The sequence below is a fragment of the Clostridium kluyveri genome, assembly GCF_001902295.1.
In the GTDB taxonomy this organism is placed as follows: domain Bacteria; phylum Bacillota; class Clostridia; order Clostridiales; family Clostridiaceae; genus Clostridium_B; species Clostridium_B kluyveri_B.
This window is the reverse complement of the sequence record NZ_CP018335.1, coordinates 730,186-747,639: the sequence shown is the minus strand read 5'-3', so window position 1 is coordinate 747,639 and position 17,454 is coordinate 730,186. Positions and strand designations below refer to the sequence as shown.

At 32.1% G+C, this 17,454-nt stretch carries 19 protein-coding genes, 1 pseudogene and 1 riboswitch; of the genes and pseudogenes, 6 read left to right on the top strand and 14 right to left on the bottom strand.

Going from position 1 to position 17,454, the window contains the following annotated elements; translation table 11 throughout:
* Nucleotides 1-169: 169 nt before the first annotated feature.
* Nucleotides 170-1,423 carry an IS110 family transposase gene (locus BS101_RS03945; RefSeq protein WP_073537418.1) on the bottom strand — a complete coding sequence of 418 codons (1,254 nt, stop codon included), beginning with the start codon at nt 1,421-1,423 and terminating at the stop codon, nt 170-172.
* A 359-nt stretch (nt 1,424-1,782) separates the two neighbouring features.
* Here BS101_RS03945 and BS101_RS03940 point away from each other — a divergent pair, with 359 nt between their 5' ends.
* The 3 genes from BS101_RS03940 to BS101_RS03930 all read left to right on the top strand — a co-directional run bounded on the left by BS101_RS03940 (nt 1,783) and on the right by BS101_RS03930 (nt 4,296).
* Entirely contained in the window at nt 1,783-2,958 is a 1,176-nt protein-coding gene (locus tag BS101_RS03940) for an IS110 family transposase (protein WP_073537643.1), read from the top strand.
* A 191-nt stretch (nt 2,959-3,149) separates the two neighbouring features.
* Nucleotides 3,150-3,605 carry an alanine racemase C-terminal domain-containing protein gene (locus BS101_RS03935; RefSeq protein WP_156876001.1) on the top strand — a complete coding sequence of 152 codons (456 nt, stop codon included), beginning with the start codon at nt 3,150-3,152 and terminating at the stop codon, nt 3,603-3,605.
* Between the two features lie 436 nt (nt 3,606-4,041).
* Entirely contained in the window at nt 4,042-4,296 is a 255-nt protein-coding gene (locus BS101_RS03930; protein ID WP_073537641.1) for a hypothetical protein, read from the top strand.
* Here BS101_RS03930 and BS101_RS03925 read toward each other — a convergent pair.
* Entirely contained in the window at nt 4,293-4,985 is a 693-nt protein-coding gene (locus BS101_RS03925) for a L,D-transpeptidase family protein (protein ID WP_073537640.1), read from the bottom strand. The two genes, BS101_RS03930 and BS101_RS03925, sit on opposite strands and share 4 nt — an antisense overlap.
* Nucleotides 4,986-5,673: 688 nt before the next feature.
* Here BS101_RS03925 and BS101_RS03915 point away from each other — a divergent pair.
* Entirely contained in the window at nt 5,674-6,141 is a 468-nt protein-coding gene (locus BS101_RS03915) for a hypothetical protein (protein ID WP_073537638.1), read from the top strand.
* Here the strand turns inward: BS101_RS03915 and BS101_RS03910 are convergent.
* The 11 genes and pseudogenes from BS101_RS03910 to BS101_RS03860 form a co-directional block, all read right to left on the bottom strand.
* Nucleotides 6,121-6,465 (bottom strand): glycoside hydrolase family 25 protein, encoded by a 345-nt coding sequence (locus BS101_RS03910; protein ID WP_073537637.1) that lies wholly within the window; start codon nt 6,463-6,465, stop codon nt 6,121-6,123. The genes BS101_RS03915 and BS101_RS03910 overlap by 21 nt on opposite strands.
* Nucleotides 6,462-6,866 (bottom strand): phage holin family protein, encoded by a 405-nt coding sequence (locus tag BS101_RS03905; protein WP_073537636.1) that lies wholly within the window; start codon nt 6,864-6,866, stop codon nt 6,462-6,464. Before BS101_RS03905 ends, BS101_RS03910 begins: the two co-directional genes overlap by 4 nt.
* A gap of 77 nt (nt 6,867-6,943) precedes the next feature.
* On the bottom strand, nt 6,944-7,312 hold the full coding sequence (locus BS101_RS03900; protein ID WP_198039562.1) for a YkvA family protein: 369 nt from the start codon (nt 7,310-7,312) through the stop codon (nt 6,944-6,946).
* A gap of 148 nt (nt 7,313-7,460) precedes the next feature.
* Nucleotides 7,461-8,153, bottom strand: coding sequence for a radical SAM protein (locus BS101_RS03895; RefSeq protein ID WP_073537634.1), 693 nt, complete (start codon nt 8,151-8,153; stop codon nt 7,461-7,463).
* A gap of 55 nt (nt 8,154-8,208) precedes the next feature.
* Nucleotides 8,209-8,304: riboswitch (guanidine-I (ykkC/yxkD leader) on the bottom strand.
* 288 nt (nt 8,305-8,592) lie between these two features.
* A pseudogene (locus BS101_RS22600) lies at nt 8,593-9,029 on the bottom strand (terminase small subunit); the annotation flags it as partial.
* A gap of 401 nt (nt 9,030-9,430) precedes the next feature.
* Nucleotides 9,431-9,727, bottom strand: coding sequence for a hypothetical protein (locus tag BS101_RS03885; RefSeq protein WP_242951397.1), 297 nt, complete (start codon nt 9,725-9,727; stop codon nt 9,431-9,433).
* A 253-nt stretch (nt 9,728-9,980) separates the two neighbouring features.
* Nucleotides 9,981-10,910 (bottom strand): DUF2935 domain-containing protein, encoded by a 930-nt coding sequence (locus BS101_RS03880; protein ID WP_073537632.1) that lies wholly within the window; start codon nt 10,908-10,910, stop codon nt 9,981-9,983.
* 994 nt (nt 10,911-11,904) lie between these two features.
* On the bottom strand, nt 11,905-12,552 hold the full coding sequence (locus BS101_RS03875) for a TetR/AcrR family transcriptional regulator (protein ID WP_083585807.1): 648 nt from the start codon (nt 12,550-12,552) through the stop codon (nt 11,905-11,907).
* Nucleotides 12,553-13,571: 1,019 nt separating this feature from the next.
* Nucleotides 13,572-14,102 carry a signal peptidase II gene (locus BS101_RS24515; RefSeq protein WP_073537631.1) on the bottom strand — a complete coding sequence of 177 codons (531 nt, stop codon included), beginning with the start codon at nt 14,100-14,102 and terminating at the stop codon, nt 13,572-13,574.
* Nucleotides 14,103-14,607: 505 nt separating this feature from the next.
* The gene (locus tag BS101_RS03865; RefSeq protein ID WP_073537630.1) at nt 14,608-15,339 is read right to left on the bottom strand and encodes a hypothetical protein; all 732 of its coding nucleotides are present in this window, start codon (nt 15,337-15,339) and stop codon (nt 14,608-14,610) included.
* Nucleotides 15,320-15,847: a sigma-70 family RNA polymerase sigma factor gene (locus BS101_RS03860; RefSeq protein ID WP_073537629.1), complete on the bottom strand. Its 528-nt coding sequence runs from the start codon at nt 15,845-15,847 to the stop codon at nt 15,320-15,322. Before BS101_RS03860 ends, BS101_RS03865 begins: the two co-directional genes overlap by 20 nt.
* Before the next feature lie 176 nt (nt 15,848-16,023).
* Between BS101_RS03860 and BS101_RS03855 the strand changes: the two genes are divergently transcribed.
* Together BS101_RS03855 and BS101_RS22595 are read left to right on the top strand one after the other, a co-directional pair.
* Complete coding sequence (locus tag BS101_RS03855; protein WP_073537628.1) at nt 16,024-16,272, top strand: IS3 family transposase; 249 nt, start codon at nt 16,024-16,026, stop codon at nt 16,270-16,272.
* 125 nt (nt 16,273-16,397) lie between these two features.
* Complete coding sequence (locus BS101_RS22595; RefSeq protein WP_198039559.1) at nt 16,398-16,562, top strand: hypothetical protein; 165 nt, start codon at nt 16,398-16,400, stop codon at nt 16,560-16,562.
* Here BS101_RS22595 and BS101_RS03850 read toward each other — a convergent pair.
* Nucleotides 16,552-17,421: an alpha/beta hydrolase gene (locus tag BS101_RS03850; protein WP_083585647.1), complete on the bottom strand. Its 870-nt coding sequence runs from the start codon at nt 17,419-17,421 to the stop codon at nt 16,552-16,554. The genes BS101_RS22595 and BS101_RS03850 overlap by 11 nt on opposite strands.
* Between the last annotated feature and the right edge of the window lie 33 nt (nt 17,422-17,454).

The following is a 17,454-nucleotide window of genomic DNA, read 5'->3' as shown; positions in this document are numbered from 1 at the left end:
ACGGAGTACATATCTATGTCTCTACATTCCTTCGTTCTGCATTTTAGAGCAGGTGCTAGCATTAATCCTCGTATACTGGGTCAATTAAGCCCTTATGGGGGTTTGAACGCGCTTTACCTTACTCTTTTCAAAGAACTATAAATTTCAATATACCTATGCATATATTAAATTAAGCTGCTTGTTGATAACTTGTCAACCCATGAACTTTGTCATGTGTATATGTTGTTTTTTTCTTGCATAAAGTGTACATAACTTTTATAAGTCTTACACTTAGTGCAACTATTGCTTGTTTTCCGGTTAATTGATTTTCCTGTCTTTTCGTTAAATGGGTATATATTTCTTTAAATGCAGCATTCTTAGCTACCATAACAGTTGCTGCCTGATATAGAATATTTCTTAAATTTGAACGACCTCTTTTACTAATTTTAGTTTTACCTTTTTTCATGCCAGAGCTGGTTTCTTTCAAGTTAAGTCCTGCCACTTTCTGTATTTGCTTATAGCTGTCATATTTTGATATGTCTCCAATTTCAGCTAGAAAACCCGCAGCTGTTACTATGCCTACACCTTTTATGCTAAGTAAATATTCTGAATAACCTGTCTGCAAAAGATATTCTTCCATGAGCTTTTCCACATCATCTAGTTCCTTTTGTAAAGCTTCTAATTGCCTTAAAATAAGCCTTAATCTATATCTGGCCCCTTCAAGCCCTACAGGCACTCCTATTGAAGTTTTAGCTGCATTAAAAACCAGCTCTGCTTTCTTAAATCCAACACGATTATGTGTAGCATCTAGAAGCTTTTGAGTAAGCTCAGAAACTCCTATATTCACTATATCTTGTGGGAAAGGACATGTTTTCAGTATACATAAAGCGGACTTTCCTAAGATATCTGAAAACATCTTTTTAAATTCTGGAAAGTATTCATCTAATAGCGCTATTAGTCTTACTTTTTCTGAGATAAACTGTTTTTTTAGCTCTTGCCTATTGTTGCTGCATAATCGAAGATTTACGTAGAGTTCTTCCTCAAACATGCAGTTTAGGTATTGACCTTGATATATAAGTTTAGAAATAATCTTGGCATCTTTTTTGTCATTCTTAGTTGGACTATTATCTTCAAGCTCCTTAATTTTATTAACATGATATGGATTGACCAAGCATAGCTCTATCCCTTGACTTTTTAAGTAGTAAGCAAGATTCTTCCAATAGTGACCTGTTGGCTCCATTCCTACTAATACATAATCTAAGTTATATTTCGCCTTTAATTGTCTGATTGAATCTAATAGACATTCGAAAGATTCTCTGGTATTCTTTATAAGGAACGGCTTTTTTATATATTCACCATTTACTACAAATTGACCATAGTGATTTTCCTTTGCTATGTCTATCCCTAATATTAATGTGTTAGGAACTATAATTCGATTATTCATATTGTTTTCCTCCTGATATAGATTGTTGTTGTCTTCTTGCAAGTGACACAATATATTTATATCAGGTTTTTTTATTTCATTCAAAGTCTAAAACTCTTTATTACAGGAATACTCGTATTATAAAGTAGTAGTTATTTATGTCCCTCTCCAAGGACATTTGCTATACTATTTTAAGATACTGTGGATTAGTTTAATCATTCTACCACTTGATGGTTATAGAAAGGCTCTAACCACAGTCTCTTTGTAAATTTGTTAATCAGTTAGATACCGCATGACGGTTTATTTAGAACGAGGTTACAATCACAGAGAGAACCCGTGGTTCTAAAACAGTATCAAATATATTTAAAGGAGTATTACTTATGATATACGTGGGAATTGATGTTGCCAAGGATAACCATGACTACTTTATTACTAACTCAGATGGAAAAGTACTATTCGAAGTATTTACTATTCCAAACAATAAAGAAGGATTTGACAATCTTTATCAAAGAATTGAATCTGTCACAGATGACTTAACTAAAGTGAAAGTAGGGCTCGAAGCTACTGGACACTACAGCTATAATATTCTGGGATTTCTCCTCGATAAAGGTCTGCTCACCTTTGTTATCAATCCGTTACATACTAATCTTTACAGAAAAAGTCTAAGCCTTAGAAAGACGAAAACGGATAAAGTTGATGCCCACACCATTGCTATGATGTTAATGTCTGATGTAAACCTTAAGTCCTACTCAAACGCCTCTTATCACAATGAAGAATTGAAGTTACTAACCCGTTATCGTTTTGACAAAGTTAAAGAGCGTGCAAAACTTAAAACCTCTATTTCACGTCTGGTAAATATACTTTTCCCAGAACTCGAAAAACTTTTACCTTCACTTCATATGGTTTCTGTTTATAACCTCTTAATTCAATATCCGGGAGCTTATCTGATCGCTAATGTTCATTTGACCAAACTTACTAATCTGCTAGAGAAATCTTCCAAAGGTAGATATAGTAAGAATACTGCTGTATCTTTTCGAGAAGCTGCAAAAAACTCTATTGGTTCTATTATGCCTGCTAAATCTCTAGAATTAAAACATACTATTAAATTAATTCATGAACTTAATTCTGAAATTGATGAAATAGAATCTCAAATTAAAACCATCATGGACAAAATTAACTCACCAATCCTAAGTATTCCTGGCATCAACTATCGTATGGGTGCTATGATTATTGCTGAAATCGGTGATTTCAGCAGATTTAATTCTTCTGATAAAATACTTGCTTATGCTGGATTCTCGCCTTCTATATATCAATCAGGACAATTAGATTCTTCACATTCCCACATGGAAAAACGAGGTTCTAAATACCTACGGTATGCACTTTATAATGCTACAAAATATGTCTGCCACTGGGATTCTGTTTTCGCTATTTATCTTGAAAAGAAACGCTCAGAAGGCAAACATTATAATGTTGCCATATCACATGCTGTAAAAAAACTTGTAAGGGTAATCTATCACTTAGAAAAGACTAAGCAGCTCTATATCAAAACAGCTTAATACTTTACTCTAAATACTCATTTTTTGAGCACCTGTATAGATGCTCTACTTGCCATGCAGTTTTCAATGTACTGATTTACTTAAAATGCATTTTTGCATTTTATTCAAAAATATCAATTTAACACTTGACTTTTAATAGTTAGTCTTTCTCCAAAGTCACAAAATTACCAATATTCAACGAATGTTTAACTGTGCTCCTTAAAATAGCATTCTCTGATACTACACAATTATCATCTATTTCTATAGTACCATCCTTAGCAATTACTATAACTCCATACATGACCCTTGTATTTCTATCAGTTTTAACATCGCCACATATCGCAACATTAGATACAATAAAAGCACTTGTATCTATAAAAGCGAGGATTAGCGCGGTAAAGACCCTCTTTGCCGGTGAAGCGGTGGGCTATGGGCTTGCGTTTACAGCGCCTCATAACATGAGAATTGCGGTTCTGACGATCGGATACGCTGACGATATCCTGCGATGCCTTTCCTGCGGTATCGGTCATGTTCTGATTAATGGGCAGAAAGCGCCTGTTGTTGGCCGTATCTGTATGGATCAAATGATGGTTGATATTACGGGTATCGAAGGTATAAGGCAGGGCGATATTGCGGTTATTATTGCAAGTCCGGCAAAGCCGAGGTAACCGCCTGTGAAATTTCAGAGCAAGCAGGAACAGTCTCAACCGAGATTTTAGGCCGATTGGGAGCGAGGTTGGAACGGGTGGTTTTAGGGGCGCTCAACTATGTCGGATAAATTTAGCTTGTTTTTTATAAAAAAAAATAATGGAGAAGGTAAATAATGGCTATTTTACAAGTCAAAGACCTGGCAAAGACGTATGGCAAATGTAAGATATTATGAATAACAATAACACGCATCATTGCTTCGCTTGACATATCTTCTGAAATGAGTAGCTTTAGGATTTACGGCCGCTTTGAATCAAAAAGCTGCCGTAAATTTTTTGCGTTATAGACGAAAAAATTTTTTCTCATACCCTTTCCGATTTCCCGTACCCTTTGCAATCTAAATAGATGAAAGGGGAAAAGCACAGGAGGTCGAGCGTCGGAAAGGAGGTAACGACCGTGTCAGCTCCCACAGACAGAGAAAAGCGGCTCTGCCAGATGTTCGACAGTTACTGCAAACCGGTACAGGATAACACCGATAAATACCTGCGGTGTAAGGGCGGCATCCCCGCCCAGCGCGAGGAAATCATCGACATTGATACCATGATAGATTTATTGCCATATGAGGACGAATATGCGTCCCACAGATTTATGATTTTTGCGGACGAGCTGTCCTGCGAAATAAGCGACGAACTTTTATACAAATCATTTTAATCTGCTAATTTTATTCCGAGTTTTTCATAAAATTCGGAGTCTATATTATGACTAATTGTAAGTTTATTATCTTTTCTAAATTTTATCACATACTGCTTCATCCCCTCTCCATATATGCCGTCTAAATTTCCAGGATAATAACCTTTTTCTTTCATTTTTCTTTGCACCTCTAAAACATCTGCCCCTCTATCTCCAGGTTTTAGAGTTACTAATCCTTTCTCAAAAGGGCCATATGCTCCAGCATATATGCATACTATCATTCCTAGATTTACATACTCATATAACTCCTCCACATCTTTATTTTGCATTCTAATGCATCCATGGGAAGCTTCATTTCCAATTGAACCGGGTCTATTTGTCCCATGAATTCCGAATATTCCCCAAGGTACATTTAATCCAATCCACCTTGTGCCAAAACTCCCACTCCATTTTCCCATACTAGTAATTTTCCATGTACCTACTGGAGAAGGTGTTTCTGCCTTACCACTAGCTATATTATATTTTTTTAAAATTATATTTTTCTTTGTATCTATCAAATAAAGCCTCTCTTCACTAATGTCTACTAATATAGAAATATTTTTATTTGAATCAATTTTTAAAACTGATTTTACAGGATATTCACTTATATTAAATATAAGAATAATTACGACTATAAAGAGAATTTTCTTTATAAACCTTTTTCTTTTCAATATATATTGCACCTCACTTTGTATAATATCCTTTCAGCTCTTTTATCAAAAACTGCTACATTAATTCGCCTCTCTTTAACAAATATTTGACTCGTATTAACTGTCACTTTAGTGCAAAACAACAATATAGAATAGCATTGAATTTTTCTATTTTTATCTTCAATATAATAATTCAACTCATATATAATTCTAAAATTTACATTGATAATAATTTTATTATATATTGTAATAAGGAAGCTTATACTAGGCATTTAATACCAGCTTCATCTAACGTTAAGTAATAATTACAGATATCTAAATTCATAATCATTTATTTATGAGCTCCTCTTCTTTACGATCTCGATTTTATTTTCACAGAGAGTATTAATAATATTTTTGTTAATCTTACGACATATCTTCTATGTGATAATAAAAGTAAAGCCTACCAGAAAAATCTCTGGTAGGCTTAGAAATTATGCTGGTTTGTAAAAAATTAATTAAGGCAATTAACCTTGTAAGTATATAATATATGATTTTATAAAGCGTGTAAATGGTTTCAATAGAAATATGATAATTGATTTATATAATTTGTTGGCTCTACCTTGCCTAATAATTGGCTAAACAATGGATAAGTTTAACTATACAATGATATAATTTACATATTAATCGGTGTAAATTGCGAGAGTTTCATAAAAGGTGGGATGTGGCTATGGTAGGTAAATCTATTATTTTAATTACTGTTGTTTTTAATATAATAGGAATAATATTAAATGGTAATAACTTTTTTATGGGAAATGCTCCCACATATTTGGACTGTGCTTTTTCAATTTTTTATGTACTATTGTGGGGTGGGTTAAGTGCCTATACTTATATAAAAAAAGATGTGTTGCTCTCAAAGTTTCAGTTAAATTACTGGATAATTGGACTTGCTATTTCTATAATATCTGCAATCATTACTATAGTAAACTATAATAAAATTATTATTCCTTCTATGTATATGTTATTTTGTTTCATCTTTTTTCTATTCGATCTTATATTTTTTGCACCATTTTATGGATTAAGATTGTTCTTGAACTTAAACATTGTTAAATATTCAATTGTTATTATTATAATCCCTATGGTATTTACAATTTTAGCGATAGGTGTATTTAAAAAGTTAAAGAAAGATACTATCTAAAAAGGCTAAACATACATCTGTCACATCTCCACTACAATCCTGTTGAAAATCCAATACTACAAAGTTGGGACTAATATTCTGTATCAAACTCACAAAAAAATTAGCTTCCCTAATAGCTTTAGCTTTATTCTTGAACCTAGCGAAGTGGTACAATCCCACCATAAGGTTAAGTGCTCTAGCATTGCCATAATTCTGCCCCCATAATCTATCTACAAAAGTTTCGCCCTCACTTACCTTAGCCACGATACCTTTATATCCTGCGCTCTTAAAAATTTGTAAATCTACATTACCATTTAAATTACTAATATCTACTATCTGTTTCACTTAGTTTTACCCTCTTTATTTTTTAATTGTTCTAATGCATCAATTAATTTTTGCGGAAATGGAAGTCCACATTTCCCACAGTTTTCTAGAATAGAAATACCCTCATTTGCTATATAGAAATAACAAACAAGAATACGGAAGACCCATATTCCACTATTTAAAAGTTTGTCTAAAAACACTGCTACTATAAGCACTACTAATATAGATGCTTTTTTTGCTATACCTTTATACCTTACTTTGGAATTCAATTTATTTTGTACTGCTGCACTTAAAAGCCCTGTGGCATAGTCAATTCCCATGAACCAAAATAAGACTACTATAGGAGTATCCCACCCACCAAATATGTAAGTACATACACCTCCTACCCCTGACACTATGCTGTTAAATATATGTTTGTTCATCTGTAGCCTCCTTGATTTTTCGTATTAAAAAAGAGCTCTGGATTTCTCCAAAACTCTTAATATTTCAATTTTAAAAATCACAAAATAACTAATTTAATTATTAGAAATATTAACAATATCCATATTAATATAATTGAAATCGCAAAATACCACTTTTTCGGTTTCCCATTTTTCCATAAGTTCTCTGATTCATCTCTGCACTGTTTAAGTATTCGTTTAGGTATAAATTTTATTGTAATTGCTATAAGCACGGGTAATATAATAAGATCGTCTAATAATCCAAGTATAGGAATAAAATCAGGTATAAAGTCAATAGGTGACAGTGCATATCCGATAGTAATTCCTGCGAAAACCTTCGCTATTATTGGAGTCTCCTTCTTCTTCAATGCTATAAATACTGCAGGTATGTCTGATTTTAATTTTTTTGTTCTTGTTTTAAAATCCATAATTTATTTATCCTTTTAATTTACTCCTCATGATTTAATATTACCATATTTTATATTCAAGGCAAAATAAAAAGACTTAAGTTAATAAGTCTTTGTGACGCAAAATTTTCCGCTTACAACGTAAGTTAAGAATATTATTGTATTAACATTACCAAGTATTTAGTAATGCGTTTGAAATTTCCTCAAATCTTTCATTAGTTATACCAAGTTTTTTCTTAAATCTTTCATCTTCCATTCTTGCAATAATTATCTTGTTAGGAGATATTTCTTTAATAATATTTTTTATCTTTTGAATTGATTCTTCATTATCGTTATAGCCCTTAAGGATAGTAATTTCAAATATAAATTTACCTTTGTATTGTTTATTAAAGGAAACCTTGTCTGAAATATATTCTACTAACGTATACCCTTCAATCGGTCTTTGGATTTTTTGAAAATCTTCTTCTGTTATTACTTTTATCTCTCCAACAACCTCATCAAATTTATTAGCAATTTTTATATATTCATCTTTACTTAGTAAATATCCATTAGAAAGCAGTCTTACAGGTAACCCTTTGCCTTTGATAAGATCAATAATATCACCAATTTTATCGTTTATTAAGGCTTCTCCTTTTGAGTTAATAAAGATTAATTCTGCTTTTGTATTTTCTATCATGTTTTCCAGTTCTTTTAATGAACTATCCATTTCATCAAACGACTTTTGAGTATCCACCTTATTTTCCGACCTTCCAATAGGACAAAATATGCAGTCAAAGTTACAATACTTTTCTGGAAGTATGTTAACTTCCAGTACCCTTCTCCCATCTTCAATATAAATATCTTTATAACTGAAACCACCCATCACCTTATCCTCCTAAATAATACAAAATAAAAAAGCCATAGAAATATTATTAAATATCTCCCAGGCTTTTATCCTTCCGTGTACACAGTCAACTGTGTGTTTTCTCTCGGACCTGCCAGTTACAAACTGCGGAACCCTAGAAAACTTACATATATAATTAAATTATGATTTATAAATTAAAAATTATAGGCTAATTTTAGCATAATATTAAGATTAAATCAACTATATGCCTTCCTTCACAAAATAAATCTTATATAATCGACATAAGTTTTTATTCTTTCTAATAAAGATAATCTAGCAACATCATTGAAACAGAGTTATTATAGTTACACTTATAAAAACGATAAAAACAAATAGTATCCACCATTCCAAGAATTTTTTTTGCGTATTCGTCTACTATATCACGATTCTTTTTTACAACATGCAAACTTACACACATATCTATTGATATTCCAAACTTAGTCTGTTTAATAGCAGATATAGCCTTCTTCTTATCTTCTGGCAATTCATCAGTAGATACAAGAACAATATCACTGTAAAATATTTCTTTTCAATCTATTTTTTACCTTTGCCATCATATATAGGTTTCATATAAGACTTTTCAACCACTTTAGCGAAATCAGTACCGTTAGCAGATACTATAGAATAAAGTTCTTTAAGCACAAAATCCTGGGTTATTTTAGTCCTTTTTTCTCTGTCATTCATCCTTTTATCTATATAATCTTTAACCTTGACATTTCTCAACAATCTATTTCCTGCTTGTGCTGCTGTTTCATCTTTTTTACACCTAGGATAAGCTATCTTATAGGCTCTAGTGGCATTAAGGTCCACTAAGTATTCATCCACAAATATTTTCTGCTTTAATGTTAGTTTCATTAATACCACCTCACTTCCTATTAATCCACGGGTTATTCACAATGTTCCATTAACTTCTTGAAATAAAAAAATAAGCACCCTGAGTAAAGGACGCCTGCTTTGTGTATAAAGAGTTCATTTATTGGATTTAGGGTTGTGGTTGCATCTATATTTAATGTGCCCTGCAACCATGGACACAGCTTTATGTATCCTCAATGCCCAGAGGATAGTATGTATACTTCGTTATGTATTATATCCATCAATTGTTATGGTATTATTTTGTACAGGTTAAATAAATATTTACACATATCAAAAGACACCTAGATTTAACTAAGTGCCTTTGACATATACACGATATTAATTTTTATTCGCGGTTTCCCGCATTGGCAGCTATATTAAAGGCTATAGCCAAACCTGTGTAATTAAGAAAGAACAATTCTATATTTCATACCGTTATTAAAATTAAAAATCAATTCTTTATTCTTAGAACTAATCTCCAAAACTCCATCTTCCGTTATCGCAACTATTGGAGCAATAGACTTTACACCAACATCACGTCCACATTCAAAAAGCGCAATTCTTGATTCTGCTACCCCTTTACTTTTGGGTTTCCCCCAATCTTCTTCCTTAGAATCTTCTATGCAAAGTATCCTCTCTATTTTATTACTGTTTATAATATTACATGCTTCTTTAAAAGAAATGTCCATATTTTCCCCCATACATCCTCTTTAATATTATCCTAATACATAGTACTATTTCCTTTAAATAAAAGCAAGGCCCCATTTAACCCTGGAGCCAGAGGTATATTTTAAGGGAGAAATTTGTATATGAGTTACTACCAGTGTAGTCCCTGATGTTCTCACAATATAATTATATTACACTTTCACAATATTTTAATTCCAATCTAATTCCATTTTAATTCCTGTTTAATTCCACTTTAATTCCTAATATTTTTGTTACAACAATATTTTATTATACTTTTGCTTTCTTAAATATTTTTAATAACCGTAAATAGTGATTTGCTTCTCGTAAGACATGATCACCCAATAACGGTATTATTATGGACTTGATTTCACAATTTACCAATCCTTGTGTACCTTGTGCTTTAAATTTACTAATTTCTATAGTTGCTTTAAGGCTGTCATCTGTTACTTTTGAAATTGGCATTGTCTTTTCCATAGCTTCTTTCGCTTCTTTTGTCAATTTATCAAACTCATTTCCAAAATTATTTGCCGTATTTATAAGTTCATTTTCGGTTGGATCTAGAAGTCCACGAATAAATTTTGAATGTTCGGCCATAATTCTGTTCCAGAAAGCTTCTTGCTTATAAGCCTCCATTTCCAAATTCATATTTTCACAATTTTGAAGTTTTTGAATCAACTTATGATAAAACTTTGCTTCTCTTAAAATGTGGTCTATAAGTAAAGGATAATTACTTGTGAATATCTTACATGATATAACTGCTGATAATATCCTGGACTTAAACTGTACTAAAGTTGAAATCAGCTCCATAGCTCTTTGATTAAGCATGAATACCCTTTGTTCAAGTATGGGGTTAACTATCATTAAGTCATTACACATCAATGCTGCTTCTGTCTTCGTCAAATCAGTCAAAATGTTTATTCCTGTAAAATATGCTGAAGCCATTTCAGCTTTTAAAGTAAATGGGGTTATTACTTCACCAGACTGTAATACACTACAGCTAACAACACCATTAGAAAGAGCTATTGTATCTGCTAAAAGTCCATCAAACTCCATCCTAAGCGTATCTGCTTTAAGTATAAGATCTGAGTTCTTCTGTGTAAAACTTACTTCCAAAAAAAATGAATGTTCTTTCATAATCCTTGCAAAAAAAAGATGTAATCCCAAGGATTGTCGTATAAATTCAGTACTAGATAACATAGTCTACCTTCCTTAATATAACAATTACTTACTGCAATTATTATATTACTTTTATGAATAAACCGTTACTATTAAATAAACACATCAATACTAATTCACGGTACTAATCCACATATCCCTGTTAACTATATTCTCAATCAACCTATGCCGCCTCTTTGTAACTGCTCCTTGGAACATATTAAATTTCGCCCCACCTACCTGTCTGCTTTTTTATATCTATACTTCTCTTTCGAGAACTCCTAGTCCTCAATTTAACAAAAGGCACCTAGAATTAACTAAGTGCCTTTGACATACACACGATATTAATTTTTATAATTTTACTCAATACCATATTATACTATTATAAAAGGTACGTCAATGCCATGTAAAAGGACACTATTTTAAAGCTATATTTAATAAATTTTAGCGCTATAACTAGCATTGACGCTATCTGACGAGGACATATTTTCATTCTTCCTTTCAATTTATTTATTTTTCATTTACACTTATTCTGTTTCATTTAATTTTCTATAAATATCTATTAAAAATAAAAAACAACAGCCCCTTTCATTTTATTAGTATAAATGTTCAAATGTATGTTTTGGTTCTGTATACGTTACTTACCAATTAATTTCCAAACCTATGTGCAATGTATAGCTTTGAAAAAGACGGGGGTGTTAGCAATGATAGCATTCAGATAAACTATTCAAGTATATTTCTCCGTGACTTATCTAATACTGCTGCAATATAAAAGCTTCCATTAGATATATCTGTTGAGACCATCAATTTATCGAGCTTTTGTTTATTATTAATATTACTACGAGAAATTGTGTATGAAACTTCATACGGTTCGCCTTCACCAAAATTTTAGGTAGTAAAAGATGCCATGCAGTTAAACCACATGGCATAAGCCTTTTGGGGTATTTGACCCCTGATTTTTTGCCCTTCAATGGTATCAAGAGCAAGTATAGGTCTCGATACCTTTGTTTTATGTGTTTTTAGAGAGCGAGATATTTTATTGTAGTCCACGAATAAGTGGTAAGAAAATATCATCCACAATGTCAGCTATTGTTTCATCAGATATAGGTTCATGAATTATAAGAAATTTGTGCTGGAGTAAATCAATAGGCAGTGAAACTACACGTTGATTAATTTTTTTTAAGAGGATTTCACCCCGGCTCTCCGCATTTTTAAGGATGATCATCATGTCTGTGTTCCATTTTTCTTTTGATATGGAACTCTTTTTCTGCGGAGAAGAAAACAATTCTTTTCCCAAGTAGTCTGCCATAAGACCATGAATTGTCTCGGATCCAATTTCTTGCAAAAGTTGCATTACTTTGTCAAGCAGAATCACTAAATCGTTGCGTAGATTCCCTGTATTCGGAATATCATTGTCAGGTTTAGGTGCAAATTTGAGAAGCGCTGCCATAACAAGCTTATGTTTTTTTTGCCAGCGACGATACACAGCCGGTTTATTTGTTTTTGCCCGTGCTGCAACTCCCTCCATAGTCAGATGGGCATAGCCAACCTCATTAAGTTCATCCCAGGCAGCTTGAAGAATAACATTCTCAAGTATTTCACCTCGGCGGCGTGTATTTGTAGCAGGCTCCTCATCAATAAATTGGCCAAAGCTATTATAGGTTTCATCTTTTTTATTATTCATAATTATTTTCATTCCTCATCCCAAATTTGTTTTTTGCTATTGCCTTTTTTATAAATATATTATATCATATATTTTAGATACGATACGTACCGTATCTAAAATAATTTAAAGAGATGTAATAAAATGAATAAAAATCTAGATGAAATGAAATTAACAGAGCGTTTAAAGCACAAAATATTCTTCGCTCAGGCAGACATGGATTTCATGTTTCAATATTTTATGTCTAATTGCGGGGAACGCGGCGGTGCATTTGGCGAACTATTCAACGTTGCCCGTCGTATCGATCCCAAAGACGATACTAGCTGGAAGGCTGAATTTGTAAAAGAAGCAGAGAAAATTGAAGCATTAGCTGAAGGTTGTCTAGAAAAAGGACATCGGGTAAGCGCGGGCGATGCATTCTTGAGAGCATATAGCTATTATAGGGCGGCTTTTTGTGGTGTGGCACCTGGCGAAAAAGATCATGACACCATTTATTTTAAATCAACATCATGCTTCAGAAGAGGAATTGATGCAAAGTCTGAACTTATACCGCATGAGTGGGTGACAGTAGATTACAAAGGTCATAAGTTTCCGGGCTGCTTCTTTAAACATGATAACAGTGGTAAGCCAAGACCGACCATTTACTTACACAACGGTGCAGAAACGCATGCAGAAGACCATTATTTTATGTACACACAATCGGCACTTGACCGGGGATACAACTGTTTAATACTTGATGGTCCATGGGATCCATGCGGAAGATTTTATGCACCTGATGCAACATACAAATTCTTTAATGGAGAAGAACTTGCGGCATGCTGGAGAGCGGTTACAGACATGTTGCTTGACCGTTCTGATGTAGATCCCAAACGTCTTGTTGTAGCAGGAGAGAGCTATGGCGGAGCGAAGACGATGTACCATGCCAGCGTCGATGATCGTTTTGCAGCGGTCATTGGAAATTTAAATATTTCTAAGAAAAATATCCTGCCGCCAAGGCCCCACCAGGCTCAGGCGACATCTTTCAATGATATAACTTATGCTTATAATTTTTGTAGAATATATTTAGTAAAATTTTTTACTAAATTATTATCAATTTGGTTTAAAATTTTGTTTTTTAAGAGCGATACTAAGATTAGTAACCCAATAAAAATACTAATATATACATCTTTTAAGTCAAATGTAAAAAAGCCATTTAATAATATGTAATCTAAACTACCGTTCCAAAAAATCTTATCAATTAATGAACACATAGCACCAGAAAATATAAAAGCATACATAATATTAATAATTTCATTAGTTCCAAATGCCTTATTTAGATATTGATAAAACAGATATATTAATACACCCATAATTGCTACTGCTGAAACATGTATCCATTTACCAATACCTAATTGTAACATAGAATTAAGCCATGAATAGTTCCTATTGAATATAGGATCAAAGTACAGCAAGGGAGGCAATATGGAAAATGTTTTATTAAAAAAATTGTTACTAATTACTATTTTAATAGCTTGGTCTATTGTTACTAAAATAATCACTGTTAAATGTGTCTTTTGGTTTCGAATTTTCATATTTATCTTGCACCACCTAATATAAATAAATTAATTAGCATAAAAACCACTATCTCCATACTCTATCAAGTGATTCTTAGTCTCAGGTGGAGTTTGCTTGTAAGGAATACCTTTCTCCATCTGAACCTTAGAAGAACTTATCCAGGGGTGTAGGAGTGCTTATCCCCCACTTTGAAGAAGATGGGTGTATTAGCAATGGTAGCCTTCGGATAAATAGCTCTTGTAAATCTTCCTCAGCCTTAATTATAAACTTATCCTGTACCTCCAGCAATGTACTCTCTAATTTTTTATAATTTTCATCTTTCTTATTTAAGTCAAATGAAATATCATTAAACCTCTTATCAATAAACTCTTGAAATTCTTCCTACATATCCATACCTCCAAATTTTATATTTGTGGTATGGTAGCTCTTAATTTAGAACTCTGCTACTCCACTATTGACTAAAATCACTTATTTCATTTATTAATTTAATTATATAGGAATTACAAAATATTGTTAAATGCTTTATTTTAGATTGACTGTAATAATCTTATCTTCAATAATATATTTTATTCTATCCTCACCACAATTAACAGTAGTATTTGTATTTATCTTATTAAAAGTATAAGGAATAATCTTTAAAGTATTTATGACCTCACCATTTCTATAAAAATATGCTCCTTTTCCTATTTCCTCCTTTAACGGAACTGAATCACCATTTTCATCAACAACATCATAATAATAATTTACATCTTTGTTATTTTCCCATACACTAAATCCCTTTGAATAACCTGAAATAAGCACTCTATCTGGTGTAATAGTAATATTACCTAAAGTAAGTTCATTTTCACCTATTATGATATTTTTATCTACCTTAATCACTTTAGAAGCATTTTTATAACTGCTTAAATCATAAACAAAACTATAAGTAAAATCTGAATCACTAACACCGCATTCCTTAGCTAAAGTAGAAAAGACTAACTTTACATTCTCCTTATTATTCAAGGGTAAATCCTTCCCTTCCACCTCAAGAGTTACATTACTTTCTTCCTTATTTTCATCTATTTCTGCAACCCTAACTCCAACATAATTAGAATTTCTCTCAACCTTTTTATCATTAATATAAACATCAGGTATTAACTTAAGACGGTTCTTATAGGTCTCATTTACTTTCTTATTAATATTGAGGTTAACAATAATTCGTGAATTGTCAGTAAAAAACTCATTTAAAGTAAGCTTAGTACCCTTCCATTCCAAATTTGCTTTTTCCTCTAGAAACTCTATTATATATTACAGATGGTTTAATATTAAACTCCTCACTAACTTCCTTTATGGATTGTCCTTTCAAAAAAAGCTTAGTAAAAAGTTGCTTGTCCAATATACTAAGATTTTTAAGAATCTCCTCTATTTCATACTCTAATTCCTTCTTTAAAACTTCTTTTTCTATGGTAAAATCACTTTCTATATCTACTTCGGATATATCTATATATTCAAGGGTTTTTAAATACTTTCTCTTATAGTCAATAGCCTTATACTTTGATATTGCAGCTATCCAATTTTTTAAAATATTCTTTTCTCTATTAAATCTGGTTATGTTATTCCATATTCCAAGGTATATATCATTAATACATTCTTCATGATATTGTGAAAGGTTATATAAATGTTTCTTTACTATAGCTTTTATTAACGATGCATATTCATTAATAAGTAACTCCATGCCCTTTTCATTTCTATTCTTTATTAATAAGTAAATTTCTTCATCCATGCAAAATTTTCTCCTTTCCGAAGGACCCCTACACCTACTATTACGAATAAAATAAATCAATTCTATCATCAAATGCTCTTTTTTATATTCTTATATTTAAATTTTAGTAATTTCCACTATCAACATATGCTATTAAACCATTTAAGGTACCCAAATCCAGTTGTAATAATGATAAAGTGGACAATATAGTTAACAGAAAATTGGGAAACAAAGAGAGTGTAGATGTAGTGGTAAGTGATTTAACTTATGTTAATATTACAGGAAAGTGGAACTACATATGTGTTCTTATTAATCTACATAACAGAGAAACAATAGGATATTCAGCTGGTAAGCATAAAAATGCACAGCTTGTTTATGATGCCTTTTTAAAAGCTAAATGGAACTTAAATCTGATAATAATATTTTCTATCCACCTTTTTATGTGACGCATACCGTTAAAAGGAAATATTAAAATCACTAGGAGATATAGATAGTGTTGATGTAAACTATGGCATAGCTAAAGGACTTAAGGATGTTGAGGATGGAAAAGTATTTTCAATAGACACTTTATTTGGGGATGAAAAAAATGCAGCATCAATTTAAAGTTACAGAACATAAAGAAATAATACTTCTAACTATCTATGCTAAGAGTAAGCAAGAAAATATAATGCCATTAAGAATTGAGGGGAAATTTTACAGCACTGAAAATCAGCATATTCCTAATTTTATGGAATGACAGAACTTAATGCGAAGCGCAGAGCCCTGTTGATCAGCACTGGCAAAACAGACACATGGTTTTCACCTTCAAACTCATGAAATTGCACCCTAAGTCCTTTATTTTGATATACAGATAATCGTCTAGAAAGCTCCCTTGCATTATAGTTCATAGGAATGACCTGTTCTTTTTCTAATTCTCCAACAGCAATCATTATATTAATATTACAACTTAATTCTTTACTTTTAATACTCATCAAAAACTTTTGCTCTTCTTCTAGTATGGGTTTCTTGTTCCAGTGAATAGATGGACTACCTGCTACATATGTTTGAAATGTATCTGGTTTTGTAAACAGCATATGTAATACAAAAATTCCTCCTAAAGAATGACCGAATAATGTTTGCCTGTTGCGATCAATTTTAATTTTACTCTCTATCATCGGTTTTAATTCTGATTCAACAAAATTTATAAAGGCATTCGCTCCGCCCTGTTGTGGCCATGTCTTGCCATCTGGACTTGGCGGAAGTTCGGAAACTGGAACGGAAAGAGTATAATCATAATGTCGTTCAATATTAAAAATAGTATCCCCCCTATAGCCTACTCCTACAATAACAGCTGGAACAACACCTGTTCTCCTAGGTTTTCTGGATTGTATACGCACTGCTTCAACCATAGTTCCAAATACAGAATTTGCATCTAGTAGATAGATAACTGGATAACCTGAAGGTGGTGATTCCACATCAGGCTTTGCAATAAATATCCTATACTCTCGTTTTTTTTCACGTGAACGTATATAAAACTGTTCAGTTCCAGGTATTTCAACCTTACAATTCACTGTTTCATCTATATGGCTTAAAAGTTTTCTACTTTCAATACTCATTCATATAACCTCCATTTTCCAAAATCAATAATA

Excerpts from the sequence above, each read along its gene's own strand:
- BS101_RS03900 (WP_198039562.1), bottom strand. The coding sequence starts at position 7,312 with ATGGATTTTAAAACAAGAACAAAAAAATTAAAATCAGACATACCTGCA.
- BS101_RS03940 (WP_073537643.1), top strand. The coding sequence starts at position 1,783 with ATGATATACGTGGGAATTGATGTTGCCAAGGATAACCATGACTACTTT.
- BS101_RS03850 (WP_083585647.1), bottom strand. The coding sequence starts at position 17,421 with ATGAGTATTGAAAGTAGAAAACTTTTAAGCCATATAGATGAAACAGTG.
- BS101_RS03905 (WP_073537636.1), bottom strand. The coding sequence starts at position 6,866 with ATGAACAAACATATATTTAACAGCATAGTGTCAGGGGTAGGAGGTGTA.
- BS101_RS03875 (WP_083585807.1), bottom strand. The coding sequence starts at position 12,552 with ATGAATAATAAAAAAGATGAAACCTATAATAGCTTTGGCCAATTTATT.
- BS101_RS03880 (WP_073537632.1), bottom strand. The coding sequence starts at position 10,910 with ATGTTATCTAGTACTGAATTTATACGACAATCCTTGGGATTACATCTT.
- BS101_RS03885 (WP_242951397.1), bottom strand. The coding sequence starts at position 9,727 with ATGGGGGAAAATATGGACATTTCTTTTAAAGAAGCATGTAATATTATA.
- BS101_RS03860 (WP_073537629.1), bottom strand. The coding sequence starts at position 15,847 with ATGGATGAAGAAATTTACTTATTAATAAAGAATAGAAATGAAAAGGGC.
- BS101_RS03915 (WP_073537638.1), top strand. The coding sequence starts at position 5,674 with ATGGTAGGTAAATCTATTATTTTAATTACTGTTGTTTTTAATATAATA.
- BS101_RS03895 (WP_073537634.1), bottom strand. The coding sequence starts at position 8,153 with ATGGGTGGTTTCAGTTATAAAGATATTTATATTGAAGATGGGAGAAGG.
- BS101_RS24515 (WP_073537631.1), bottom strand. The coding sequence starts at position 14,102 with ATGAAAATTCGAAACCAAAAGACACATTTAACAGTGATTATTTTAGTA.
- BS101_RS03945 (WP_073537418.1), bottom strand. The coding sequence starts at position 1,423 with ATGAATAATCGAATTATAGTTCCTAACACATTAATATTAGGGATAGAC.